The organism is Streptomyces sp. enrichment culture (genome assembly GCF_964273255.1).
Lineage (GTDB): Bacteria > Actinomycetota > Actinomycetes > Streptomycetales > Streptomycetaceae > Streptomyces.
Map to the genome: position 1 here is coordinate 60,393 of NZ_OZ186835.1, position 24,470 is coordinate 84,862.

The following is a 24,470-nucleotide window of genomic DNA, read 5'->3' on the forward strand; positions in this document are numbered from 1 at the left end:
GTCGACTCGCGCCGGACCGCCGCTCCGCGCGCACGGTGACCGGCGTCGGCGGCTTCGTCGGACACCACGGCAGCGTCCCGGCTTCAGTCCGTGTCCGTGGCGGCCAGGACGGTCACGCGCCGAGCGTCCGGGGCGACGCAGACCAGCCCGATGTCCCAGGCCACGCGGCTGAACCAGCGGGTGGCGCCGCCGAAGTCGTACCAGTCGCACGCCAGGGCGTGCTGTTCCACCTCGCCCACCGGGGCGTCGGCCGCAGCTCCGGACAGGGCTGCGACGGAACGCCAGGCAGCCAGTCGCCCGTAGGCGCCGTACACACCGCTGTTGTACGCACCGCCGCAGGAGGCCGCGGCGAACAGCACGCGCCACGCGTGTCCGGGCGGGCCGGAGCAGAGGGCGAGGCGTCGGCCCGCTCCCGCTCCGTCCAGGCACTCCAGGCCCAGCGTCGGCAGGAGAGCCGGGAGGCGGTCCGCACCGACGGGCCGGGCCGGCTCGTACCGGCGGGTCTCGATGTGACCGTTGGACTCCTCGCTCCAGTTGATCACCGCTGCGGCGGCGGCCCGGCTGAACTCCTCCGTCGTCGTGTCGGTCACGCCGGGCAGGTCCGCGGTGCTGCCCGACGTGACGCGTGGGCCGCCTGGCGGCTCGTAGGGCATCGGGAAGCTGCTCCCGTTCTCCGAGTAGCTCGGCAGCGGCGGCTCCTCCTCCATCACCGTTCGCTCCAACGGCAGCCGGGCGAGCGGATGACGGCGCCAGTGCCCAGACGTCGCCCACGCCTCGATGGCCGGCCACTGCGCGATCGCGACGCCTCGCAGCACCAGCTCGTGGAGGAGGCAGGCACGCAGTTCCTCCGAGGCACCCGCGCTCGAACCGCCGCCCGCATAGAGGCCGTTCAGCTCACCGGGAGGCCGGGCGGCGGCAAGCATCGACGCCGCGCGGCGGGGCAGTCGACGGTCGGTCCGCGCGGCGGCGGACACGAGTCGCACCGCCTGTTCCACGTGCCCCGGGCCAGGGGTCAGAGCCACCAGGCGGAGCAGTCGGTCGAAGACACTGCGGTACTGCCAGATCCCCGCGGCACTGGCGCCGTACCGGCCGCTGAGCGCGATACCCAGGTCGGCCACGAACGCGGCGTCGCCTCGGGCGAGCCTGCGCGCGGCCAGATCTCCCACCTCGGTGACCCGTTCCAGGTCGGGCAGCTCCGAAACGATCTTCTGTATCCGGTCGCTCACGCCGTGACCTTACGGGAGGGTCGGCCCGGGGCACAGGTCCGGCCCGGACGAGAGTCCCGCCGGGCGGCGTTCGCGCCCCGTCCGGGCGCCGGCTGCGGAACCGTCTCTCCTCGGGCTCGGCGTTCTCCTTCGCACGCCACCGCGGCGAGCAGCACCCGTCCGTAGCGAGGCGCGTGGGCGCCGGGGGCGTCGCGGGTTCTCCCGCCCCCTCGCGGCTGCGGCCCGGTTTCGCCGGGTCCGCGTTCCGGTCACCCGCGGAGCACCGGACGACGTCCCCACGTCCGGGACGGCGGGGGTCAGTCCGTGCCCTCCGCCGCGTCCGCGTCGTAGCGGGCGAGTGCGGGGCGCCGCGGCGGACTGCCCGAGTCCGAGGAGTTCGCGAAGGTGACGGATCCCGCCGCGAGCACGGTGCGGGTGCCGGGGATCAGCCGTGTCACGGCGATGTCGAACGGCTGCTTGAAGTCGTACTTCCGCTTCGGCTTCGGCACCTCGGACGGCTCCGGCAGCCGTTCCGGGCTGCGCAGCTTGTGCACCCTGCCGTCTCCGGTGCGGCGCGTGTGTGCGTCGAGGAGCAGGCCGCCGGTTCCGTCGGCGACGGCCGTGGCGGTCATGAAGGCCCGGCCGGAATCCGCGACGCCGGCCTTGGACCAGGAGGTGCCGTCACCGGTCAGGACGATCTCCTCCCGGTCCGGTTCCTCCTCCACCTCGCCGTGGTTGAAGTCGTGGCTGCCGAGTGCCCACAGGCGGTCGCCCGCCGGGTCGTGCACGATGGCGGCGAGCGTGGCGGACGCCTCCGGCGGTACGGGGTCGGGGAAGCGGTAGGCGGGCGTGTCGAGTGGCTGCCAGACACCGTCCGACCATCGGGCCGTGGCGGGCTGCGGGTAGCACGTGCCCCGGTCGCACTCGCCGTCCTGCCAGCCGGCCGCCCAGACTCGGGCCGTGCCGTCCTCGGCGGGCGCGGCGGCCAGGGCGGCGGCAGCGAAGGGGAGGGCGGGGACCTCCCAGCGTTCACCGTCCCAGTGGAGCACCTTGCCGTAGTGGTTGATCCACAGGCCGGTTCCGGACGCCACGCACCAGGCGGCTTCCTTCAGACCGTCCGCCCACACCTGGCCGCGCGCGGCCGGAGGGTCGGGGAGCCGCCGCCATGTCCCGCCCTTCCGGTGGAACACGGCCGGCCCGCCGCCGCCCTGTCCCGTGCGCCGCGCGAGCCAGAGCTCACCGGGCGCGTCCACGGCCAGGGCCCAGGAGAAGTACCGGTCGCCCGCCTTCAGTTCGTCGGGCAGTCCGGGCTCGCTCCACCGGGTGCCGTCCCAGTGTTCGAGGAACGGCACCGGGGCGGACTGGCCCCGCGTCCCCAGCAGCCACACGTCGTCCCGCGAGGCGACGGCCATGGCACGGTAGGAGCCGTCGGGCTCGGGGGCGAGGTGCGTGTAGCGCCACGCGTTGTCCGGCGAGGCCGCCGACGCGGCGTCGGCAGCGGGCGGGGCGTCTTCGAGTCCGGCCGTGCCGGTCGGCTCGGGGCGCCCGGAGGGCGACTGCTTCTTCCCTTTCCCGCCCGGCTCGTCGCCCGTGGCACACCCGGTCAGCGCCGATGCTCCGGCGAGTACGGCCAGGCCGATCAGTGTCCGCCGCGTGGGCAGGGAAGCATTCATGCGCACCGACTGTAGTACCGGCCGTCCGGGCACCTCGCGTGCCGGGTCCGCAGCAGGGGCCGGAGCGGCTGCGGAGGAAGCCGGAGCTTCGGTGATGCCCGCCGGGCCCGCCGTGCCCGGGAAGGAGCCACGCCGGCGCGTGCCACCGGAGAGACCCGCGCCCTGCGACGGGTCCCAGCAGGAGCCGGGCACCCCGCTCCGAGGGGAGGCGAGGCATCGCAGGCCGCGTCCCGCGCGCCGGCTCGTGCGTGCCCCGTCGCGGCCAGCCGAGAGGCCGCCCCTGCCTGGATCTGCGGACGGCCGGCGAAGCGGTTCGCCGCTCATGCGCACGGCAGTCATCGGCGGATCAGGCCCGTAAACGTACGCAGGGTGCGGAATGGTCACGCTCATGTGGTGCATCCACCCATGAGCAAAAGACCGTAGAAGGCCACTATTTACGTTGGCCGCCCGGGACTTCACCCACTGATCGATGCATGGTGGGGTCACCGGTCCATGGTTGCGTCCGACGGGGGAAACGCATGTGGAAGAGGGTGCTGGCAGTCGGGGCGCATCCGGACGACATCGAATTCGGCTGCGGTGGCACCCTGTTGCGCCACGCCGGGCAAGGTGCCTCCATCACGTTGGTGGTGGTCACGGACGGGGCTCTGGGCGGGGACGCGGTGGTACGGGCCGCGGAACAGGCTCGCGCGGCGGAGATCCTCGGTGCGAAGACCGTGATGCTGGGGTTGCCGGACGGCCGTCCCGGCCCCTTGCACGACCTGGTCGGCCTCCTGGAGGCGGAAGTCGACAGCAGCGCCCCGGAGCTTGTCTACACGCATCTGCCGCAGGACACCCACCAGGACCACGCACAGACCCACCGGGCGGTGCAGATAGCCGCCCGGTACGTGCCCAACGTGCTCATGTTCGAGTCCCCGCGTTCACCGCTGCTGTCCGTCGGCATCGGTGTGGCCATCGGCTCGGTGATCGAGCAGAAGACCGGCCTCCTGGCCACGCACGCCTCGCAACTCAGGGGCCGCACGGAGCTGACGGCCGAATCCGTTCGCGCCAGAGCCCTGTTGCACGGCACACGACTGGGTTGCGGTCATGCCGAGATGTTCTCCCCGCTTCGATTCAGGCTGCCGTTCGCCGCCGCTGCGTGCTGAACCGGAACAGAGAGCGATGCCACCATGTCCCTGGCTGTCGAAGTGCGCACCACACAGGAACTCGGCGAAGCAGGACGCGCGGAGCTGCGGGCCATGCTCGAGCTCTCGTTCCCCCGCTACGACAGGACGTCCTGGGATCACTGCCTGGGGGGTGTGCACTACCTCGTGCGGTACGGCGGACGGCTCGTGTGTCACGGGGCCCTGGTGCCACGGTACTTCCGGCAGGGCTCCCGGACACTCAACGGGGTGTACGGGGAGTCGATGGCGACGGTTCCCGACCTGCGCCACCGCGGACTCGGCAGCATCGTGGTGGCCATGGCCACCGCAGAGGTCCGCATGCACTACGACATCGGCGTGTTCGCTGCGAGCAAGTACGCCTTCTACGAGCGCCAGGGCTGGCAGAAGTGGCGGGGGCCGACCTTCGTGGACGACGGGCCCGACACCCGCCCGGCGGCTCCGGACCGCGGGGCGGTGATGTTCCGCCTTCCCGAGAACAGCACGGTCAGCCCCGACGCCGATCTCGCCACCGACATGCGAAGCGGAGACATCTGGTGAATCCCCTGCTGCCAGGACGGTGCACATGGAGGTGACGGCGATCGCGGAGAACCTCGCGGCCGACCTCCTGTGGTCAGGACTCGCCGTGGGACTGGCCTACCTGCTGCTGCGCCGTCAGACACGCGGACTGGCGCGTCTCCTCGGTGCCGCTGGCGGCCGCCGACTCCTCATCGTGCTGCCCGACATGGTCGTGCGGGAAGGAGGAACCATCGGCGGCTACCGGCGCAACGGTTTCACCGGAAACGTGGTGTCCCGACGCGAGTTCGAGGCCGCCGTCGCCCTGCGTGAGTCCCTGACCGATCCCCTGGTACGGCTGTTGCGCCCCCGCACCGCGGTGTCACCGCCCGGCAGGATCGGTGCGGCGGGCCCCGTGGAGGGCACCGAGATCTGCCCTCCGAGCAGCGCTCTGGCCGCCGCGTCGGCCTCCGCCGAGCCCTTCGCCCACCTGCCCAGTCACCTGGCGGACCGGAGTCTGGTGCTGATCGGCGGCCCCGTCTACAACCATCTGACACGGCTGGGTTTCGGACATCCGCTGGCCCAGGCCGTCCCCGAGCAACAGGACGGCGACGGGGAATGGGGGCTGAGGGTCACCGCCGGGCCGCTGGCGGGGCACTTCTTCCCGGGGCGGGGCAGTGCGCCCGACACGGAGATCGCCACCGTGCAGTCCTTCGCCGCACGGACTGACGGGCCTCGGATCACCATCTGCACCGGGAGCAGCGACGCCGCCACGCAGGCCGGCGTCCGTTTCCTTCTGGCCAACTGGCGTCGCATCGCCCGTACGTGCAAGGGGCGCCCCTTCGCCCTGCTCCTGCGCGTCGACGTGCACAGCGGCGGAACCCGCCTGCAGACGGGCATCGTCGACGGACAGACGTTCACGCTCTAGGTGTGCTGTCCGGGACGTTGGTGACACGCGTGCCGGGTGCTGGAACAGGTGAGGCCCTTGCCCGACGCGGTCACCGGCGTTGCGCATGCCGTCCTCGCGTGATGGCGCCGAGGTGCGGCAACTCGGCAGCGCGGCAGTTCGGCAACTCGGCAGTGCGGCAGGGGGCCGCGGTCAGTCGACCGCGCGACCGATCAACCGCAGCATGCTCATCAGCGCGCGCCCGATCCACCCGAGCAGTCCGGTCTCCACGACCAGCTCGGCGGCGTCCGTGGCGGCGTCCCCCCGGTCCGACGCGGAGGGGCACCGGGTACAGGAACGGGGCCATCTGCGCTTCTGCGCGCCGCACTTCTTGCACATCGCCATGGCCGCATTCTCTCCGCTCCGCGGTTCCGCCGCAGCGCTCGGCGGCGCCTTCCGGACACGGCGGGTGGATTCCGCTCCGCTCCGCCGCGCCGCGCCGCGCACGAAGGTGACCGCGCCTCGCACGGAGGTGACCGCGGACCGCACCGAAGGTGACCGCGGACCGCACCGGGGGTGACCGACGGGCGCTCCCCCGGCCCCCCGCAGGGCGCCATCGGTCCTGCGGGGGCGGGACCCTCGTCTCGCGTGCGGGGAAGGGCACGGCAGCCGCCCGCGTTCAGGCGGTCAAGTGGGTCACCACCGAGCGCATCGCACGGCGCAGGGCCGGTCCGACCTCCTCGGGGGCATCGACGGTCTCGAAGCCGTGGTGGCCGTTCGGGACGTCGATCGGTTCCAGGTGCGCTCCGCACGCCTGCGCCGCGGCCGTGAACGCCTCGACGGTGGCGGCGATCTCGGGTGTCTCCCGCCCCGCGCGGAGGAGGACGACGGGCAGGTCACCGGCGTGCTCGACCGCCCGAACCGGGTGGAAGCGGCTGCCGGTCAGGCCCCAGTTGGGCGGCGGCGCCAGGATCGGGTAGGAGGCGGCCAGGCAGCGCAGCCAGGCCGGGGGCCCGGCCAGCCAGTCGGCAGCCAGCAGGCCGCCGCCGGAGAAGAACCACACGGCGACCCGGTCGACGTCCACCCGGGGGTCGGCCCGCACCAGGTCCACGGCGGCGGTGACGTCGGCGGCGGCACGCTCGTAGTCGGTGACGTCGTGCAGCCGGTGGTCCAGGGTCGCGCCGACCACGCCCTCGGCGGCGGCCAGGCGGGCGTACCCCACCAGGGTCGGCCAGTCGCGCGGGGTCGGCCGGGCACCGGCGGGAAGGGGCCCGCCGTGCACCAGCACCACGGCCGGCCGCGGCCCGTCGGCTTCGGGAACGTACAGGTCGACGTGTTCCCTGCGGTCCCGGGGCAGCTCGGGCACGTCCAGCGGGAAGGGACGCAGGTGGGCGGGCAGGACGCCGGATCCGGTCGGCCGCAGGCGGCGCCCCTCGCCCGCTGCCGCCTGCAGCAGGACGTCGGCCAGTTCCGCCGGGCAGGAGAGCATCGGCCAGTGCCCGGTGGGCAGTTCGAAGAAGCCGGCCCGGGCGTCGGTCAGGGCGGCCAGAGCGGGGTCGCCGAAGTCGACGAGGCGTTGCAGGAGGTCGATGCTGAGGCCGTTGTGGGTGCACAGCACTCCGGTGCTGGGCACCGCGGCCGCCCGTCCGGTCAGCCGCAGCGGCTGGAGCAGGGTGCCCAGCGGCTGAGGCGCTGCGAGCGCGGTGAGCCGGTCCAGTGCGGCGTCGGGGACGCCGGCGGTGCTCCCCCAGCTCTGCCACCCGTCGCGGGCCGGCGGCGCCAGCACGCCCTCGTGATCACCGCGTTCGGCCCGCTCGGCCAGTCGCGCGCGCAGGGTCTGGTCGGGGACGGCCGCGAGGGCCGGCACGCCGTTCTGCGGCATCCCGCAGTCCAGGTGCACCACGCGGGCCACGTGCTCGGCCCGCCGGTCGGCGGCTCCGAGCACGGGATGGATGCCGTAGTCGTGACCGACGAGGACGATCTCCCGGCCGGACGCGGCGTCGATCGCGGCGGTCACGTCCGCGATGTGTGTCTCCAGACCGACCCGGTCCGCCGGGGCGGGGCGGTCCGGGTCGACCGCGGTGAGCGGCACCGCGTGCACCTCGCCGCCGGCGGCGGTCAGCCGCTCGGCCGTCTCCCGCCACACGTGGGCGCCGGTGAACGCGCCCGCCACCATGATGAACACGGCCATGGCCCTCTCCTCGGTCCGTCGCGGGGCGTCACGCCGTCCGGCGTACGCCAGGGTGCGCGGAGCCGGGGGTACGCCCGGTCCGCGTGCGCCGCTACCGTAGGAACTCCCCCGGAGGGAGGTTCAACTGTCCACGTCGCATGCCGCACCGCACGAGGCTCTGTGGAGCATCGGTGAGCTCGCCGAGCGCGCGGGCGTCACGGTGAAGAGCGTCCGCTTCTACTCCGACCGGGGCCTGCTGCCCGAGGCCGCCCGCAGCGGGGGCGGACACCGCCGGTACGCCCCTGAGGCCCTGGAGCGGCTCCGGCTGATCCGGTCCCTGCGCGCCCTGGACCTGCCGCTGCCCGAGGTGCGCCGGGTCCTGGAGGCCGGGGCCGCGGCGGACCGCGTGCTGGAGGACGCCGTCGCGGGGCGCCTGCGCGAGGTGGGCGGTGAGCTGAAGGCGTTGCGCTGGCGGGAGGCCGCGCTGCAGCTGGTGCGGGAGTGCCCGCCCGCCGAGCTGGCCGCCCGGCTGCGGTTGATCGGCGCGCTGGGCACCCCGCCGAGCACGGCGCCGCTGGCGCGTTTCTGGCGTGCCTGGCTCCCGCCCCGGATGCCGGCCCGGGCCACGGCCGCGTTCCTGGACGTGGCCGTTCCCCAGCCGCCCGATGAGCCGGAGCCGGCACAGGTCCTCGCCTTCGCCCGGCTCCACGCGATGACCACGGCCCCCTGTCCGGACGGCCAGCAGCCGCAGCCCGAGGTGCACCGGCTGGCCGGGGCCCGCGGCGCGGCCATGCTGTACGCGGGGCTCGCCGAGGCGTACGAGATCGCGGGCCCGCAGGTCCGCCGGGCGCGGGATCCGTACGCCGGCGAGGCGCTGGACGCCTATGTGGCGGCGTACGCGAGCGCGTACGGCAGCACGGACACCCGGCAGTTCCGCCGGCGGCTGGCCTCGCGGCTGGCGACCGAGCCGCGCCTGACCCGGTACTGGGAGCTGGCCTCCGTGGTCCGCACGGCGCCGGGCGCACTCCCGGAGCCGACCCCCGGGGACGCGGACGACTGGCTGCGCGCGGCGCTCGAGCGGGACAACGCCGAGGGAGCGTAGAGCGCGGGGCCGTCGTCTCTTCACCGGCCGGGGTGCGCGGGTCTCCGGCGGTCGGGGGGCCCGGGAGCCGTCGGGGTGCCAGGTCTTCACCCGTCGGGGGCCCGGGTCGGTAGCTGGACCGCTTGTTCGTCGCCGGCGAAGACGGGTGTGATCCGCGGCGGTTCCTCTGCCAGGGTGTCGCCATGAAGACGACACCGGACGGACGGCCGATCCCGCCTGCGCACGCCGACGAACGCACCATGCTGGAAGCATGGCTGGACTTTCACCGTGCGACGCTCGCGCTGAAGTGTTCCGGCCTCACGGACGACCAACTGCGGACCGCAGCCGCTTCGCCGTCGTCGATGACGCTGCTCGGCCTCGTGCAGCACATGGCGGAGATCGAGCGCAACTGGTTCCGCCGTGTCTTCGCCGGTCAGCAGCTGCCGCCGGTCTTCGGGGAGGACAACCGGGACGGCTTCGCCCTCCGCCCGGAGGTGGGGCTCGACGAGGCGACGGCTGCCTGGCGGGCGGAGGTCGAGCGGGGGCGTGAACTGATCGCCGATGCATCCCTCGACGACTCCGGCCTCCTGTCCGGACAGGAGGCGGGGCACGTCGGCGATCAGGGGGTTTCCCTGCGCTGGATCCTGGTCCACATGATCGAGGAGTACGCACGGCACAACGGCCATGCCGATCTCCTCCGCGAGCAGGTCGACGGAACGACCGGCGCCTGAGGCGTGCCCGGAGCCCGGAATCCCCGGGCCTACCAGGGAACGCCGAGTTTCACGGGGCTTCCGTGGCCTTCCCTGGCCTTCCCTGAGCCGGCGGGGTTTTCGGGGGTTCGGGGGTTCGGGCTTCGGGGGTTCGGGGCTTCGGGGGTTCCCGGGGTCAGGGCATGCCGCACCGGCTGGACCGGCGTCGGCGCCTCGGCGTGGCGTCGGCGCCTCGGCGTGGCGTCGGCGCCTCGGCGTGGCGTCGGCGTCGGCGTCGGCGTCGGCGTCGGCGTCGGCGTCGGCGTCGGCGTCGGCGTCGGCGTCGGCGTCGGCGGAGTCCCCTCCCCCGAACGGCGGAGCCCGTAGTCCTCCGGAGGCTGCGGCCCCTCCCCCGGTGGTGGCAAGGGGCGGTAGCGAGCAGGAATCAAGAAGCCACCGCAGGCGGTCCGCGATTAGCGTGATCGGCATGAACTCCCTCACCACCGTCACCCTCGAGGTGGACGACCTCGACGCCGCCTCCCGCTTCTACGCCGCCGCCTTCGGTCTGGGCCCACAGGTGCTCCTTCGGTCCTCGACCGCCCCCACCTCGGGATTCCGCGGCTTCACCATGTCGATCACCGTGCCTCAGCCGGCCGACGTCGACAGCTTCGTCGACAGTGCTCTCCAGGCCGGGGCCACGCAGCTGAAGCCCGCCGCGAAGTCCCTGTGGGGCTACGGCGGCGTCGTACAGGCACCCGACGGCACCGTCTGGCAGCTCGCCACGTCCACCAAGAAGGGCAGTGGGCCCGCCACGCGCACCGTCGAGAGCCTCGTTCTCCTGCTCGGGGTCGAGGACGTCAAGGCGAGCAAGCAGTTCTACGCGGAGCAGGGCCTGAAGGTGGGCAAGAGCTTCGGCGGCAAGTACGCGGAGTTCACCCCGCAGGACACCGACGCGGTCAGCCTCGCCCTGTACAAGCGCCGCGGCCTCGCCAAGGTCGCCGGAGTGGACGAGAAGGGCTCCGGCGCACACCGTGTCATCCTTCACGGGCACAGCGGAGAGTTCACCGACCCCGACGGGTTCACCTGGAGCCCCGCTCCCGCACCCGGCACACCGGACGGTGCCTGATCCCGGCCCGTCACCGGTCCGCCTGACGAGGCGTGGGGTTGGGCGGAAACCGGGCCCGACCGGTGCGCGCCTCCTGCGCCCCGCCACTGCCCGGAGCCACGGCCCACTGCACGAGGGAAGCCTGCGCCGCGCCGCAGCGCTCTCGACGAATCATGACGCGTCGGCCGCAAGAGCGCGGCCCCGTTCGCTCCTCTTCGGTTGGCACGACGTCCGGCACGGATCGTCCCGACCGGGTTCTACAGGTGTCCCACAGGTGTCCCACGTCCTGATCCTGTCCCGTCTTCGGGCGGGTTCGTGCAGGTCGAGGGCTTGCCCGTCCCACGGTGTCCCATCCCGGCAGCGGGACGCCCCGATCGCCGCCTAACCTCCGAGATCGCGCCACCCGGGCAGTGGGAACCCGGAACACCCACGCGGGGGCGCACCGACCAAGGAGGACATGAAGTGCCGCGTTCGCGCATCCTGCGCCGTGCAGCCACGGTCGCCGCTGTCATCGGTCTCGCCCTGTCGGGCTCGGGCCTGACCACGACCGCCGCCGCAGCCCCCAAGCTCACCTGGAAGGAGATCGGTTACAAGCAGGAGCTGAAGAAGGACGGCACCCGCGGCTTCCAGCTGTACCACCACCCGAACAACATCGGCGCGATCACGTGGGCCGCCGATCCGCTCGTGGGTTCCTGGACCGGCGACACTCTTTACGTCACCGACAAGGAGAGCGACGGCTACTACGTCGTCGGGCAGGTCAAGCAGGTCTCGACCGGCAAGGTGATCATCAACATCAACACCAAGGGCAAGCCCGCGCCTTCCAAGGTGAAGAAGACCAAGAACCTCAAGGAAGGCACCAAGATCCAGTTCCGTGCCTGCATCAAGAAGGGCAGCACCAGCCACGGCTGCACGAGCTGGTTCTCTGCCAAGGCCTGATCCAGGGCACCGTGGTCCGGCCCCCCCCCGGCCCGGGGCGGGGCCGGCCTCGTCGATCGTCGTTGTACCCGAGCACTCGGTCTGTGCCTCCCGGCCACTCCCCCGTCACCGTCACCGCCCTCCGGGAGCGGTGTGGGCACGCACGGGCAGATTCAACGGGCGGTGCGGGCGTGGTGCCCGGTCATGGGACGTGACGCGCCGTCAGTCCCGGGGAGGCGGAGGCGCTGGCCGGTGTGCCGACGCCGGGTCGGCGGTGAGTTACCGACACCTCCGGTGGCGCGTGGCTGCGCGTGGCTGCGCGTCCGGTGGCGCGTGGCAGCGCCCTCGCCCACTTGGTCGGTGCCCGCGCTGGGTGACGCGTCGCTCCCCGGAAGCGTGACGATGCCCGCAAGGGCGAGCCGGGACGCGTCGTCGCTGCCCGGCACCGCCGTATAGGCGACAATCTTGAGATCGGTGTCTCCGTCGGTCAGGACGTCGCAGTCGGGGTTCACCTCGCCCGCGACGGGGTGGCGGATGGTCTTCCGGTCCTCGGCATGCCGTCCCACGGCATCGTCAGCCCACAACGCGGCGAACCGGGGGTTGCCGGCGACCCTCCCGGCCACCGGTGCGGACAAACGCGGATCGTCGGGGAACCTGGCAGCGGCCCGGCGCAGGTCGGCCACCAGGGCGCGGTCGGCGGCCTCGGCGTCCACGGGGGTCACGGGCCAGCTGGTCAGGCGGCCCCGGTCCGAGGCGACCGGGAAGCGCAGTCGTACCAGATTGCGCTCCTCCTCCGCGATCGCCGTGGGGTCGCCGAACAACAGCGCCCACCGGGGGTTCCACCAGGACGGGCCGCGGGCGCCGGTCCGCCTCTCGCTCCGGTTCCTGTCCGCGTCAGTCCGGCAGTCGTCATGGCCCCACCGGTCGTCATGGCCCCGCCGGTCGCCCTTTGCCTCCTGCGGTCGTGGCTTCCCTCCGGTCGCCGTTGTCCCTCCCCCGGTGGTTGCCTCCCCGGGAGCGTCGCCGGTCCGCCCTCCACACCCTGCGGCGTACGAGCCGCTCAACGGACGCCGTAACGGCGGGGGATGACGGCCGCCTACGGTCCCACCACGGCCGTACGGTGCGCTACCGCACTGGTTTACCCGGAAGTCACACCGGTGTCCGATGCCCGCGGCGGGGGGCCGTCCTACCTTCGATGGCGACCACACAGGGTTCCGTGCGAACGGCACGGGACGACAGAAGGGGGAACAGCATGCTGACCAAGCGCTTCACCACCGTTCTCGGGTCCGCGGCCCTCGTCCTGGCCGGCGTCGTCGGCGGGGTGGCTCCGGCACAGGCCGCTCCGGCACAGGCCGCTCCGGCACAGGCCGCTCCGGCACAGGCGGCTCCGGTGCAGATCACCGCGGGCGGTACCGCGCCCGCGTGCATCCAGCGGAGCGTCGTGAACAACCCCGACGGCGGCATGCAGGCCTGGCTGTACAACAAGTGCGGCAAGACGATGCGCGTCAAGGTCGTCGTCAAGAACTGGCGCGACACCTCGTGCCAGACCATCAAGAACAAGAAGAGCGCCTACTTCCGCACCGTCGGCGGCCGCTACGACCGGACCGCGGTCTGCTGATCCGCCTCACCCGTGAGCGGTGGTGACCCGGCGCGCACCGTGCCGGGTCACCACCGCCTCGTGCTGCCGGGACGCCGAAGCTCCGGGCGAGCCTCGTCGTCGGTGAGGGCCGCACTCCTCGGACGTGGCGACCCTGCTGAGCCGGGCGGGCAACGGTCCGTTCGCCGACGTCGCCCATACGGGCCTCCTGCTGTGGACCATCGGCGGCGCCATCGTCGCCGCGATCGCGGCCACCATCGCGCTGGCCGTCACGGGCGGACACGGCGGCGACCGCACCGATGAGCGCGCAGCACGTCTCCGCAGCCTCTGTGTGCTGTCTGTCGAGCGTGAGGCCACCTCGGCTGGGCCGGAGCACGCACCGCGCAACGTGTGCGTGCGCCGTGCACGCGGTGCGCGGGGCTCGCACCCGGGTCCCCCATTGCTTCGACTGACGCCTTGTGGACGGCGGGCGGCACGTGGTGCCCTGAACGTCAGGGGTAAGCGGCGTTGCTGTAGGACGGCCTCCCGGCCCTGCACACACCCGCACACCAGGACGCCTGCAGCCCGCCCCTCGCCACTGACCGGACCCGGGTACACGGCCCGGGTATCCGGGAGCTGCGGCTTCCTCGCGCCACACCACCCGCCCCGAGAGCCTCTCGCCTGATGCTCCGGTGTGCTCAACGGTCCGGCCGCACCGTTCCGGTGCTCCGTCTCACGGGCTCTCGCGCCGGGCCCGGACCGACGTACCGCGCCACGGGTCCGACGGCAGGAAGCCGCCGGGCGAAACATCGCTGCACCACGCCCCGCCCACTCCGACGACCGGGAGTCGGCACCCGACAGACAGAAGTGAGGCCTCATGGAGGACCGACCCGCTCCCCATTCCGCGCCGTCCCCCAACGGCCAGAAGATCCTCGTGGTCGGAGCCGGAATCGGCGGCCTCTCGGCCGCTTTCCGGCTCCAACGAGCCGGCTACTCCGTGACGGTGCTCGAAAGCGCCGCGCACGTGGGCGGCAGGATGTGGACGGAGGAGATCGACGGCTACCGCATCGACACCGGCGCCGCTCTGCTTCCCGACAGCTACCACGAGATGCGGCGCCTCATCCGTGATGCGGGCCTGACCGAAGACGTGCAGCCCTCGGGCGACGTCTACGGCTTTCTCCGCGACGGCACGGTGCACCGCTTCGGCAAACATCTGCCGCTGCGCCTGATCACCACCGGCCTGTTGTCGCCCGGCAGCAAGTTGCGCCTGCTGCGGCTCGCGGCGGACGCCCGCCGTCTCAAGGACCGCATCGGTTTCCGGGACCTGCCCCTCGTTCCCGAGGCCGACGAGTCGTGCACCGGGTGCGCCGACCGGCGACTGAACCAGGAACTGTTCGACTACCTCATCGAACCCCTCAGCACGAACTACTACTTCGCACCCCCGGAAGAACTGTCCATGACCCATGTGTACCTCGCAGCGACCGCGGCCCTGGGCACGGGCTACTTCAACTCCCCCAAAGGCATGTCCTTTCTTCCCCGGGGTCTGGCAGAACAACTCGACGTCCGTCACCACAGCACCGTGCACTCGGTCGAAGAGGAGGAGGACGGCGTCGTCGTTCACTACACGGACCACCTGGGCGACGAGTGCCGGGAGTCGGCGGCGGGCTGTGTCATCGCTGTCCCCGGCCCTGAGGTCTCCGGCATATGGCCCGGCATACCCGCGGCCCTGCGCTCCTACCTGGCCAGGCTGCGCTACTCCACGTGCCTGCACGTCTCGTTCGGTCTGTCCGAACGCCCCTCGGAGCCCTCCACCTGGATCTTCGTCCCACGACGAGAGTTTCCCGGCGGGCTGGGCCTGTGCCTCGACCACAATCGGGCACCCGGGAGGGCGCCTCACGGCAAGGGGCTGCTCACCCTGTACTGGCCGACCCACCTCAGCGAAGCCCTCCACGACGAGCCCGACGCGGACGTCACCGCGCGTGCGCTGCGGGACCTGGAGCGACTCGGGCTGTTTCCCGGCCTGAGGCACCGGATCGAGATGACTCGGGTCTCCCGCTGCCGCCCCTGTGTGCCTCTCACCCACCCCGGGAGCATCGCCGAGCTGAAGGAAGCGGTGCACAGCCTGGACCGCACCTCCCGTATCACGCCGGCCGGTGACTACTTCTCCTTCGGCAGCACCAATGCCGCCCTCGCCTCCGGAGAAGCGGCGGCCATGCGACTCGCCGTCGCACTATCGGCCGCCGACCGCACCCGGCGGTGACCCGTCCGGGTGGGGTCGCTGACCGCACGACCACGGCGCCCGCCGAGACGGTGAGCATCCCGTCCCCCGCCGTCATGACGTTCCCCCGGATCGCCAAGCAGCGCCTTGAACCGTCCGGGGAGGTGCGGACCACCGGACGCACGACTGGGGTGGGCGTCTCTGGCGGGGCCGGCGGCAGCAGTCCGCGCCGGCGGTCGCCGCCCGAACTATGGGGGCGACGAGGGGCGACGCGCCGAACGTCTGCGGGTCCGCCCGGGTTCTCCCGCTCACATCCGGTGTTGACCAGCAGGATTCACGCTCCCGGGCGGAGGCCGACCACGTCCCGGCAACATCTGCCGCCCCAATCATTCCTTTGGCCGCATATGTGCGACACCATTTCTCCCGGAAGTCATCGGTTCATGCGGTTCCTCCAGGGAGATCAGTGACCAAGGTCAGCATCGTGGTGCCCGTGTACAACGCGGGCCCTTACCTCGAACTCTGCGCTCCGTCCCTGCTCCGCCAGAGTCTCGGCCCGGACGCCTACGAGATCGTCTACGTGGACGACGGCTCCACCGACGACTCGCCGCAGCGCCTGGACCGACTCGCCGCCGATCACCCCCACGTGCGGGTGATCCACCAGGAGAACTCCGGCTGGCCCGGCAAGCCCCGCAACGTCGGCGTACGTGCCGCCCGCGGCGAATACGTCCAGTTCGTCGACCAGGACGACGAACTGACCCCGCAGGCTCTCGAACGCCTCCACGACCTCGCCGTCCGCAACAACTCCGACATCGTCATGGGCAAGGTCGGCGGCACGATGCAGGGCCCCAGCAGGGTCTTCAAGCACACCGTCGAACAGTGCACGGTCGAGGACGCCCCCCTCTTCGAAAGCCTGACCCCGCACAAGATGTTCCGGCGCGACTTCCTCCTGGGGCACGGCATCGAGTTCCCGGAAGGGCCGGTCCGCCTGGAGGACCAGCTGTTCATGGCCCGCGCCTACGTCCGCGCGAAGGTCGTCTCGATCCTCGCCGGTCCTCCCTGCTACCTGTGGAACCGCCGCGACGACGGCGGCAACACCAGCAGTCGGGCCACGACCCCCGAGGACTACTACGGCCACTTGCGCACCGTCGTCGACGCCGTCAAGGAGGTCATCCCGCCGGGAGCGCTCCAGGACCACCTCCTGCGCCGCTCCTACCGCGTCGAACTGCTCCGCCCCGTCACCGAGCCCCGGGTCCTGCAGCGCACCGGGCAGAACCTGGAGCGCTACTTCACCGTCGTCCGCGGCCTCGCCCGCGAGAGCTTCCCGCCGGGCGTCAGGGACGGTCTGCCCGCGATCAGCCGGCTCAGGGCGCATCTGCTGGAGGAGGGCCACCTGGACTCCCTGGTGGAGCTCGCCCGCAGAACCGCGAGCGTGAAACCGCGGCTCACCGTCAACGCCGTGCGCTGGCGGGACGGCCGGCTCCACCTCGAGGCCACGGTCGGCATGATCCGCCCCGACGGCGAGCCGCTGACCCTGGTCGAGCGCCACGGCCGTCTGCATCTCGATCCCGAGTTCCTCGCCGGCATTCCCGGCGCCGAGGACTGGGAGGTCCCGCACCCCCTCGGACACGCTCACGGTGACTTCCTCGTCCACGACACGGCCCGGAACCAGTGGTTGTTCACGGAGGACGACCTCCACCCCTGCACCGAGCCCGTCGGCGACAACCGTCACCGCGTGGTCGTCAAGGGCCGGACCGTCATCGACCCGGGAGCGCTGGCGCACGGCGAGGCACTGGCGCCGGGAACCTACACGGTGTGGGCCAGCGCCCAACTCCTCGGCGTCGGACGCCGGGTGCGCGTGGCCGGGCAGACAACCCCGCTTCCTCTTCCGACGGAACGCGGGGGTCTCAAGCGCCAGGGCACGACGGCAGCCGGTGATCCGCCCCTGCTCGTGGTCCCGGACTGGGGCGGCCCGTCCGGTCAACTGCGCCTGTCGGTCGCCCGGACCGACCGTGCGACGGCCGCCCGGCGCGTCCTGCTGTCCACCGCGTCGGCGCCCCGTCTGCGTCGTACCGCGCGCACGCTCGTCAACCACCTGCCGCCCAGGGCCCGTGCCAAGGCCCGGGCCCTGGCGCGCAGGGCGGATCCCTGGACGAGGGCGGGGAAGAAGTAGGGCCCGGAGCCGCGGGCCGGGTGCTGCGGCGGCGGGGACGGTGGCCGATGACGCCGGTGAGACGATGCCTTCCCCCATGCCTCCCGGGACGGCGCTTCAGGAGATCACCTCGACGCGCACCCACGGGCTGCGGGAGAAACCCGCAGTGCGACCGCAACGGCAGCGGGCGTGAACGGTGACGCGTCCGGGGCTCTTGCGTTACGTCAACGTGTCGCCCTTCACTTCCCCACTCGAACGGGTGAATTGGGGCCCTCGTGGGGAGGCGCGGGCGGGCGGCCCGGCCCGGGACTCGGGGCGGGAGTCCCGCCACGGGACGGAGGGTGAAGTACACCGAGGGCCCCTGGAATCGCCGGGCCGTGGGCCTGGCCGGGGGCGGCTACGCAGGCGTCCGCGCTTCCGGGGCCGCATGTCGGCGTGCTGGCGGCCCTGTTGCGTGTCGGAGGCTGTTCCGGTACTTCCCCTCTGGTGCGCGATCGCCGAGCCGGCGGCGCCCCGTACGGTGGGACGGCGCTGCGCCGGGTCCGGGCGTGCGTGAGACGAGGGTGGGCCGGGACGCGGAACGCGGGGAGGAAGAGCAGGATGGCGGAGGTCGCTGCGAACGAGCCGGACGAGCGGGTCGCCGGCCGTCGGTGGACGGTGCGTCTGGACCCGGCGGGCCGGGGCAGCACGGTGGTGCGCGTCTCGTGCAGCCGCCCGGCCTGTGCCGACCAGCGCCTGCCGTCCCCGGCCGTCGGCCGCGCGGCCGCGGTGGCTCACCTGAAGGCCCACCTCCGAGCGGCCGCCGGGCCGAGAGCGGACGCCCACTGCGCCTGCCGCTCGGAGAGCTGTCACCTGCATCTGCGGCCGGCCGAACGGCCCGACCGGGCGCCGGCGTGGCGCTGTGGCGGGGCGGTCGTCCTGGCCGTTGTCGCCGACCGGGAGGGACGGTGGTGGCAGGTGATGGAGTGCTGTTCGCGCTGCGCCGCCGCGACCCCCGGCGCGCAGGTCGTCGACACCGCCCCGGGCGCGACGCCCCGCACACCCCCGGGCACGGCGGCCCGCACACCCCGGGGCGCGGCGGCCGGCCCGGTGGGCCCCCGTCCGGCCGGTGATCCGGCCGTTCCTGCCGAACCGTCCGCCCGGGGGCCGGTCGGCGTGCCGCAGTTCTCCCACCTTCCCGAACCCGGGGCCCGCCCCGGGGCGGTGCCACAGCCGCGTTCCGCGGCGCCGCGGCGACGGCCTCCCGTGGGGAGGATCGCGCAGCGCTACGTTCCGCACGATCTGCAGCCCGCCGTGCTGCGGGACGAACTCGTGGAGCTCGGCAGCCGGTTCCGCGCCTACCAGCAGCGCAGCGAACCCGATCTGGCCCTGCTCGCCGAGCTCCACGAGCGCAAGGCGCGGGCCTTCGCCGCCTGGGCCGACGTCAGCGGCGACGTCAACCTCCGGCTGGAGGCCCGACGCGCCGAACAGGCCGCCGCCACGGCGCGGGCGCAGCACCTGCAGCGCACCGGCCAGTCCCCGGACGACGGCACACCGGCCGTGGCCCGGGTGCTGACCTCGCCGGCCCAGTGGGACCACGCGCGCTCCGTCCTCGCGCACGTCGCCGAGCACTGCCCGCTGCCCGGCGCCGACGCGCGGCTCCTGGTGCTGGTGCTGACGCTGCGCGCCGCGCACTCCGGTCAGGGCAACCTCGTCGGACAGGACCTCAACTCCCTGGGGGTGGCCGGTCCCGAGGAGCTCGTCGAGCAGCTGACCGGCTGTGGCTGGCTGCGTCTTCCCGGCACCGTCGACGACCTCCTCGCCTCACGACCGGAGAGCCCCACCCCCATCACCATCCCGAGTCTGCTGCCCGGCCCGGACGGTTCCGGCCCGTTCACGTTCGGCAGGAAGCTGCGGCCGAAGCTCAGCGGCTGGGCGCAGCGGGTGATCTCCGACAAGAAGCTCCGCAAGGCCAAGGCGACCTCGGCGGTGCGGTTGCTCGCCCTGGAACTGGCGACCCGGACCGATGCCTCGGGGCTGCTGGGCACGGGAGGGCAGGGCATCCCCCTCGCCTCGCTCGCCGCCCGGGTGGAGACGGACGCCGACGCGCTGCAGGCGATGACCGACCAGCTGACACGGGCGGGGTGGCTCACGGACGCCGCCCTCTCCGCGACGCATCTCACGGGTCGGCTGAGCGAACGCGTCCTGCCGTTCACCTGCCCGCTCGCCTGATCCGCAGCTCCGGACGGGAGAGGCCGGGGGCCGCCCCCGTCCGGCGCCGCCGGAGTGCGCGTCAGGGCGCGGGCAGCTTCACCTCCGCCGGGCCGCAGCCGATGCGTTCCGCCTCGGCCCGGACGTAGCGCGGCAGCATCGTGCGGACGAAGTCCTTGTGGTCGACGCGGTCGACGGTCTCCACGGTCATCACCACGGCGCCCGTCTGACACGTCATGCGGTAGGCGGCACGGGTGGGGCTGATCACTCCGCTCCCCTTCGTCCCCTTGACGGGGTCACCGCCGCTGCCCAGCTCCTTGTCGTGGATCCCCGACACTCCGGGGTCGACGAGGGTGGACATCCGCAGCGTCGCGTTGCGAGTCCGCCCCGCTTCGCAGGTCCGTGCCGCCCCGTCCTCACCGCTGACGCGGCTGAACTTGACTTCCTTCCTGTGCGGGGCGGGGAGTTCGAGGCCCTTCACCCCGCAGAAGGCGTCCGGCTGCGCCTTCTGCCATTCGGGCAGGTCGGCCAGCGTGCCGGGCGCGTCGTAGGTGCCCCGGCACCCGAGGTCGCGCATGACTCCGTTGGCCGCGTCGACGACCGTGCGTGCCAGGGCGGCGCGCTCTTCCCGGTCGTCCGGGAAGCTGTTGTCGAAGTCGTGCTCGCCCCGCGCCACGTCGACCACGGTGGAACCGTACGCGAGCCCCGGCCGTCCCACACAGCTCTGCGGCAGGGCGAGCCACGCGCGGGAGGCGGACACCATGCCGGGCAGGTCGGCGCCCAGTGCCACCATGCGGCTGGAGAGGAACTCGGCAGGCCACTTGCGGCCGTCCTTGCCGTACATGGTGTCGAGGGCGTGGACGCGCACGGTGACCTGCCGGAGCGCCTCGTCGCCCCGGTAACTGGTGATGCGGCACTGCCCGTAGTGGTAGGCGACGGTACTCGGGTCGCGTCGCAGTCGCTGTTCCTCGACCTCCAGGCGGCGGTCGCCGAAGAGTGCGGAGACGCTGCCCTCACTGAGGGAGTCCCAGCAGGGATCGGGCTTCAGCAGCGGCAGGGTGTCGGTGCGCCACGCCACGGTGCCCGCGCCCAGCAGGACGCCGACCAGGCCGGCGGCCGTGGCGGCGACGGCGGTGCGGTGGCTGAGGACCCGGCGGACCCACGACGGCCGGGGGGCGATCCGGCTCCGCGGGGCGGGTGCGGCCGCGCGGGGTGCGGCGGCCGGTGCGGACGCGGGGGGTGCGGACGCGGGTGCGGTCGGCGTACCGTCGGCGGGGCGGGCGGCCCGGACGGTGTCGTCGCCAGGGTTTCCGTTCCTGTCGCTGCCGGTTCCGTTCCCTCCGGTCGCGTTGCCGTCGCCGCCGGTCGCATTGCCGTCGCGGCCGGTCGCATTGCCGTCGCCACCGTTCCCGTTCCCGTCGTTCCCGGCGGGCTCGGTCGTGCGGTCGTTTTCGTCACTGGTCATGCCTTGCCCTCTGTTCTGCACCCGATGCGGTGGCCCACGGACGCGACGAAGTTCTCGAACGACCGCTCCACGGCGACCTTTTCGACGGCGGGGGCACCATGGACGCGCCCGTAGAAGACGGTTTCCCGACCGTCGCACGTGACGCGCGTCAGGCCGTTCTGCCGGCCCTCCGGCAGTCCGTCGAACAGGGCCGCCAGACGGGGGATGCTGGTCATGACGTACTGGGCCACCGGCTCGCTCTCCTGCCCGAGCAGGCTCCAGGCGACGGAGCAGGTCTGCAGCCGGTCGGTCACCGCGCCCACCTGCTGCCGGTAGTACGACTGCCGGTCCACGTCCAGGCGTACCCCCGGGATGCGGCACAGCGGGTCCTCGACTCCGTCGTCGTCCTCCGCGACGGTGACGAACGGGGACGAGCTGCGCAGCGGTTCCTCCGGCGCGCAACCCACCGTCCCCATCGCCGTGTTGGCGACGTCCAGCAGCAGGCCCGCCACGACGGTGGGCGGTCCGATCGCGCTCGACAGGGTCTTCTCCCCCATCGGCCCGTCGCCCCGGCTCTCCGCGCGGATCGTCACGGCCGACGGTCTGCCGCTCACGTCGCACTCCTCGGGCAGCACCAGCATGGCCCGGTCGGAGCCCACGACGCCGTCGAGCCCGTCGGGGAGCGGGGCAGCCGATCCGTGGAGGTTCTGCGCCAGCCACTTGTGCCGCTCGGTGCCGCCGCCGGGCACGGGGCCGTAGTCGACCGTGATCCGGTCCCCGAAGCGCATCGGTTCCTGCGAGGCGTCACCGTCCCAGGTCGAGGTCATCTCGACCCAGCAGGTCGCCCGCGGGTGCTCGGCGGAGGGCGGGGCGGTTTCGCTGCCCTCGCGGCGGCTGCCGGACTCCTCCAGCTTCTCGTCGTCGAGGAACGGCGCTCCGCTGTCCTCGTGCCAGGCGCCCCAGCAGTAGGTGCTGTGGAACGGTCCGCTGTCCGTGGCGTACAGGCCGATTCCGGCGGCCACCACCGCGCCGGCCAGTATTCCGCCCATGGCAGCAAGGCGCTTGCGCGCGCCGATACCCACGTTGTTCCCCCGTTGAAACCGCGAAGTCAGAGCAAGCACCGCGATGTTACGTGCCGCGTTTCCGTGTCCAGGGACCGGGGTGCGGGAGGGGCCGTACGTTCCGACGGGAGTGGTACCGGCGCCCGACTGCGCCACGGTCCGGGGCGCGATCCGGACCGTGACCGTCCACGGCCACGTCAGCGAGTGCGTCAGCGGGTGCGCGGGGGCCACGGGGTGGCCGCCGCGCACGACGCGGCCGTCGGCGCCTCGTGCGTCGCCGTCCGGACGACGGAGGCCGCCGCGTCGCCGTCCGTGCTACGAGGTCGGTGCGGCGAGGAAGTCGAGGATCTCGCCCACCAGACGTTCGGGGGCGTCCTCCATGAGGAAGTGGCCGGCGCCGGGGACGACGACGAGTTCCGCGCCGGGGATGTCGTCACGGAGCCGCTTCGCGTAGTGGAGGGGCTGCCACTGGTCCTCCTCGCCCCAGACGATGCGCACCGGCATGGTCAGTTGCCCGAGCCGGTCGCTGATCTCCTCGGTGTACGTGGAGTCGTAGTGGCGGACCTGGTGCTCGAAGAAGGAGACGCGGCCGAGCGGGGACCGGTGGGGCTCCAGGTACGCCCGGAGGACGTCACCGGTCATGCGCGCCGGGTCGGCGACGGCCATGGTGAGCTGCCCGGTCAGCAGGGTGTCGAACTCGTCCCGCGACATGGCGGCCGCCTCGTCCAGCCGTTCGTCGATGATCTTCTGCCAGGTCGGGGACGGCCACGAGTCGTAGCTGACCGTGTCGATGATCATGAGTCGCCGGACGCGCCCGGGGTGGGCCAGCGCGAAGCGCAGGGCGACGGCACCGCCGATGTCGTGCGCCACGACGTTCACCCGGTCGAGGTCCAGCGCGTCCAGCAGGTGTCCCAGGAGATCCGTCTGGGCGGCGACCGAGGTGTCCCGGTCGACCGGCCGCTCGGATCGCCCGTATCCCAGCAGGTCGTAGGTGACGACCCGCCGTCCGGTCGCCTCGACGTGGGGGACGATGTCGCGCCACTCGTAGGAATGGGAGGGCGTGCCGTGGATGAAGATCACGGGTTCGCCTCGGCCGCGGTCCCGGTAGGCCAGACGCACTCCGTCGACGACGAGGTGGTCGGTCAGGACGGTCATGGCGTCTTCCTCACGTTGCTGACGTTCGGACGGAGTGCGGGGGCTGCGGATCTCTGACGGCGCCCCCCACCACTCATTAGGTAGACTAGTCTACCTAATGGCTGTGTGCGAGGGCCTTGGACGAGAGGTGGGGCGGGATGAGCGGCATCCAGCAGGTGACGGGGACGGGTGGGGGCCGGCGGCGGCCGGCGCGGGAGCGCATCCTGGCCGCGGCGGCACGGCGCTTCTACAGCGACGGCATCACGGCGACCGGCATCGACACGATCACCGCGGACGCCGGTGTCGCCAAGATGAGCCTGTACAACAACTTCTCGTCCAAGGCCGAGCTCGTGCGCGCGTACCTGGAGAGGCGGCACGCGGCGTGGCGCGAGCGCTATGCCGCGCGGCTGAGTCCCGGTCAGGACCCGCGCGACCGCGTCCTGACCGTCTTCGACACGTACATCGACAGCACCCGTTCGGCCGACGACGGGGATTTCCGCGGATGTGCGCTGCTCAACGCCGCGGCGGAGATGCCGGTGGGCCATGAGACGCGGGCCCTGGTCGGCCGCCAGAAGCAGGAGGTCGAGCAGATCATGGCGGACCACCTCGCCGAACTGCTTCCCGACCGGCCGGACACGGCACGGACCGCGGCCGCACACCTGTCGTTCCTGCTGGAGGGGGCCATCACCCGGGCCGGCCTGGAGAGTGACAGCCGTTGCCTCCGTCAGGCGCGCACCATGGCGGCCGACCTGCTCGACCGGCTGTGAGAACCTCGGCCGACCGTGAGAACCTCAGCCGACCGTGGGAACCTCGGCCGGCTGTGGGAGCGACGAGGGCCCGCACGACCAGGGGCGGGCCCGGGTGAGGCCCTCGGGGGCGTGAGCCCCGGGTGGTGGAAGCCCCCGGACGTGCGGCCACGGGAGGTTCACGCACTTTGCCCCACGGTGGGCTTATGGTCACGCCATGCGTCAGATGCCGTCGGCCGACATGGTCAGCCTCATCTCGTTTCTCGCGGTCCTGCTGGTTTTCTTCAGCATCGACGTGCGATCCCGGGATGCGAGCGCGTCGAAGCCGTGGCATGCACGTCTTTTCGAATGGGCCTCCCGGGTGGGAGGAATCGCCACCGCGCTCGCCCTCTCCCTGGGGTGGGTGGACCTCTTCCTCCCGGACGAGAACGACCCGATCCACGTGGTGTTCGTGGCCGTGCCCGGTTCCGTAGCGGTGCTGTGTGCCATCGTGCTGGGGCTGGAAATGCTCTGGCAGCGGTGGGACCCCTCGTAGCGCACCATCCCCACTCCGCCCGGACCCGCATCACGCACGCC

At 72.7% G+C, this 24,470-nt stretch carries 21 protein-coding genes; 13 read left to right on the top strand and 8 right to left on the bottom strand.

The genetic code is table 11. The features are described 5' to 3' along the window. Nucleotides 1-83: 83 nt before the first annotated feature. Together ACSU53_RS00285 and ACSU53_RS00290 are read right to left on the bottom strand one after the other, a co-directional pair. On the bottom strand, nucleotides 84-1,226 hold the full coding sequence (locus tag ACSU53_RS00285) for a DUF6183 family protein (RefSeq protein WP_437024045.1): 1,143 nt from the start codon (nucleotides 1,224-1,226) through the stop codon (nucleotides 84-86). 296 nt (nucleotides 1,227-1,522) lie between these two features. Next, nucleotides 1,523-2,878 carry a hypothetical protein gene (locus ACSU53_RS00290; RefSeq protein WP_437024047.1) on the bottom strand — a complete coding sequence of 452 codons (1,356 nt, stop codon included), beginning with the start codon at nucleotides 2,876-2,878 and terminating at the stop codon, nucleotides 1,523-1,525. A 518-nt stretch (nucleotides 2,879-3,396) separates the two neighbouring features. Between ACSU53_RS00290 and ACSU53_RS00295 the strand changes: the two genes are divergently transcribed. The 3 genes from ACSU53_RS00295 to ACSU53_RS00305 are packed head-to-tail and all read left to right on the top strand — an operon-like array spanning nucleotide 3,397 to nucleotide 5,458. Further along, the gene (locus ACSU53_RS00295) at nucleotides 3,397-4,020 is read left to right on the top strand and encodes a PIG-L deacetylase family protein (RefSeq protein WP_437024048.1); all 624 of its coding nucleotides are present in this window, start codon (nucleotides 3,397-3,399) and stop codon (nucleotides 4,018-4,020) included. Between the two features lie 24 nt (nucleotides 4,021-4,044). After that, on the top strand, nucleotides 4,045-4,575 hold the full coding sequence (locus ACSU53_RS00300) for a GNAT family N-acetyltransferase (RefSeq protein ID WP_437024049.1): 531 nt from the start codon (nucleotides 4,045-4,047) through the stop codon (nucleotides 4,573-4,575). Nucleotides 4,576-4,600: 25 nt separating this feature from the next. Then, entirely contained in the window at nucleotides 4,601-5,458 is an 858-nt protein-coding gene (locus ACSU53_RS00305) for a hypothetical protein (protein WP_437024051.1), read from the top strand. Between the two features lie 171 nt (nucleotides 5,459-5,629). Here ACSU53_RS00305 and ACSU53_RS00310 read toward each other — a convergent pair whose 3' ends face one another. Together ACSU53_RS00310 and ACSU53_RS00315 are read right to left on the bottom strand one after the other, a co-directional pair. Continuing rightward, complete coding sequence (locus ACSU53_RS00310) at nucleotides 5,630-5,821, bottom strand: hypothetical protein (protein WP_437024053.1); 192 nt, start codon at nucleotides 5,819-5,821, stop codon at nucleotides 5,630-5,632. Between the two features lie 274 nt (nucleotides 5,822-6,095). Then, nucleotides 6,096-7,607, bottom strand: a complete 1,512-nt coding sequence (locus tag ACSU53_RS00315) for an alpha/beta fold hydrolase (protein WP_437024055.1) — start codon at nucleotides 7,605-7,607, stop codon at nucleotides 6,096-6,098. A 124-nt stretch (nucleotides 7,608-7,731) separates the two neighbouring features. On the opposite strand from ACSU53_RS00315, the gene ACSU53_RS00320 reads away from it, so the two are divergent. The 4 genes from ACSU53_RS00320 (at nucleotide 7,732) to ACSU53_RS00335 (ending at nucleotide 11,397) form a co-directional block, all read left to right on the top strand. Continuing rightward, the gene (locus ACSU53_RS00320) at nucleotides 7,732-8,688 is read left to right on the top strand and encodes a MerR family transcriptional regulator (protein WP_437032945.1); all 957 of its coding nucleotides are present in this window, start codon (nucleotides 7,732-7,734) and stop codon (nucleotides 8,686-8,688) included. A gap of 182 nt (nucleotides 8,689-8,870) precedes the next feature. Then, entirely contained in the window at nucleotides 8,871-9,398 is a 528-nt protein-coding gene (locus tag ACSU53_RS00325) for a DinB family protein (RefSeq protein WP_437024057.1), read from the top strand. A 445-nt stretch (nucleotides 9,399-9,843) separates the two neighbouring features. Further along, a complete protein-coding gene (locus tag ACSU53_RS00330) occupies nucleotides 9,844-10,482 on the top strand; it encodes a glyoxalase (RefSeq protein ID WP_437024059.1) in 639 nt (212 codons plus the stop codon). 441 nt (nucleotides 10,483-10,923) lie between these two features. Continuing rightward, a complete protein-coding gene (locus ACSU53_RS00335; protein ID WP_437024061.1) occupies nucleotides 10,924-11,397 on the top strand; it encodes a hypothetical protein in 474 nt (157 codons plus the stop codon). 152 nt (nucleotides 11,398-11,549) lie between these two features. Here ACSU53_RS00335 and ACSU53_RS00340 read toward each other — a convergent pair whose 3' ends face one another. Continuing rightward, nucleotides 11,550-12,605 (bottom strand): MmyB family transcriptional regulator, encoded by a 1,056-nt coding sequence (locus ACSU53_RS00340; RefSeq protein WP_437024063.1) that lies wholly within the window; start codon nucleotides 12,603-12,605, stop codon nucleotides 11,550-11,552. Between the two features lie 23 nt (nucleotides 12,606-12,628). On the opposite strand from ACSU53_RS00340, the gene ACSU53_RS00345 reads away from it, so the two are divergent. The 4 genes from ACSU53_RS00345 (at nucleotide 12,629) to ACSU53_RS00360 (ending at nucleotide 19,530) form a co-directional block, all read left to right on the top strand. Continuing rightward, nucleotides 12,629-12,994 (top strand): hypothetical protein, encoded by a 366-nt coding sequence (locus ACSU53_RS00345; protein ID WP_437024065.1) that lies wholly within the window; start codon nucleotides 12,629-12,631, stop codon nucleotides 12,992-12,994. Between the two features lie 835 nt (nucleotides 12,995-13,829). Beyond that, nucleotides 13,830-15,212 carry a protoporphyrinogen/coproporphyrinogen oxidase gene (locus ACSU53_RS00350; RefSeq protein ID WP_437024067.1) on the top strand — a complete coding sequence of 461 codons (1,383 nt, stop codon included), beginning with the start codon at nucleotides 13,830-13,832 and terminating at the stop codon, nucleotides 15,210-15,212. Nucleotides 15,213-15,633: 421 nt separating this feature from the next. Beyond that, entirely contained in the window at nucleotides 15,634-17,340 is a 1,707-nt protein-coding gene (locus tag ACSU53_RS00355; protein ID WP_437024069.1) for a glycosyltransferase, read from the top strand. A gap of 579 nt (nucleotides 17,341-17,919) precedes the next feature. Beyond that, nucleotides 17,920-19,530, top strand: coding sequence for a hypothetical protein (locus ACSU53_RS00360; RefSeq protein WP_437024071.1), 1,611 nt, complete (start codon nucleotides 17,920-17,922; stop codon nucleotides 19,528-19,530). Nucleotides 19,531-19,591: 61 nt separating this feature from the next. On the opposite strand, the gene ACSU53_RS00365 is transcribed toward ACSU53_RS00360, so the two are convergent. From ACSU53_RS00365 to ACSU53_RS00375, 3 genes are all read right to left on the bottom strand, one after another. Then, on the bottom strand, nucleotides 19,592-20,974 hold the full coding sequence (locus tag ACSU53_RS00365; RefSeq protein ID WP_437024073.1) for a hypothetical protein: 1,383 nt from the start codon (nucleotides 20,972-20,974) through the stop codon (nucleotides 19,592-19,594). Beyond that, nucleotides 20,971-22,035 carry a hypothetical protein gene (locus ACSU53_RS00370; RefSeq protein WP_437024074.1) on the bottom strand — a complete coding sequence of 355 codons (1,065 nt, stop codon included), beginning with the start codon at nucleotides 22,033-22,035 and terminating at the stop codon, nucleotides 20,971-20,973. Before ACSU53_RS00370 ends, ACSU53_RS00365 begins: the two co-directional genes overlap by 4 nt. A 294-nt stretch (nucleotides 22,036-22,329) precedes the next feature. After that, nucleotides 22,330-23,169 carry an alpha/beta fold hydrolase gene (locus ACSU53_RS00375; RefSeq protein WP_437024076.1) on the bottom strand — a complete coding sequence of 280 codons (840 nt, stop codon included), beginning with the start codon at nucleotides 23,167-23,169 and terminating at the stop codon, nucleotides 22,330-22,332. 137 nt (nucleotides 23,170-23,306) lie between these two features. On the opposite strand from ACSU53_RS00375, the gene ACSU53_RS00380 reads away from it, so the two are divergent. Both ACSU53_RS00380 and ACSU53_RS00385 read left to right on the top strand, forming a co-directional pair. Continuing rightward, nucleotides 23,307-23,915 carry a TetR/AcrR family transcriptional regulator gene (locus tag ACSU53_RS00380; protein WP_437024078.1) on the top strand — a complete coding sequence of 203 codons (609 nt, stop codon included), beginning with the start codon at nucleotides 23,307-23,309 and terminating at the stop codon, nucleotides 23,913-23,915. A gap of 196 nt (nucleotides 23,916-24,111) precedes the next feature. After that, complete coding sequence (locus ACSU53_RS00385; protein ID WP_437024080.1) at nucleotides 24,112-24,429, top strand: hypothetical protein; 318 nt, start codon at nucleotides 24,112-24,114, stop codon at nucleotides 24,427-24,429. The last annotated feature ends 41 nt before the right edge of the window (nucleotides 24,430-24,470 follow it).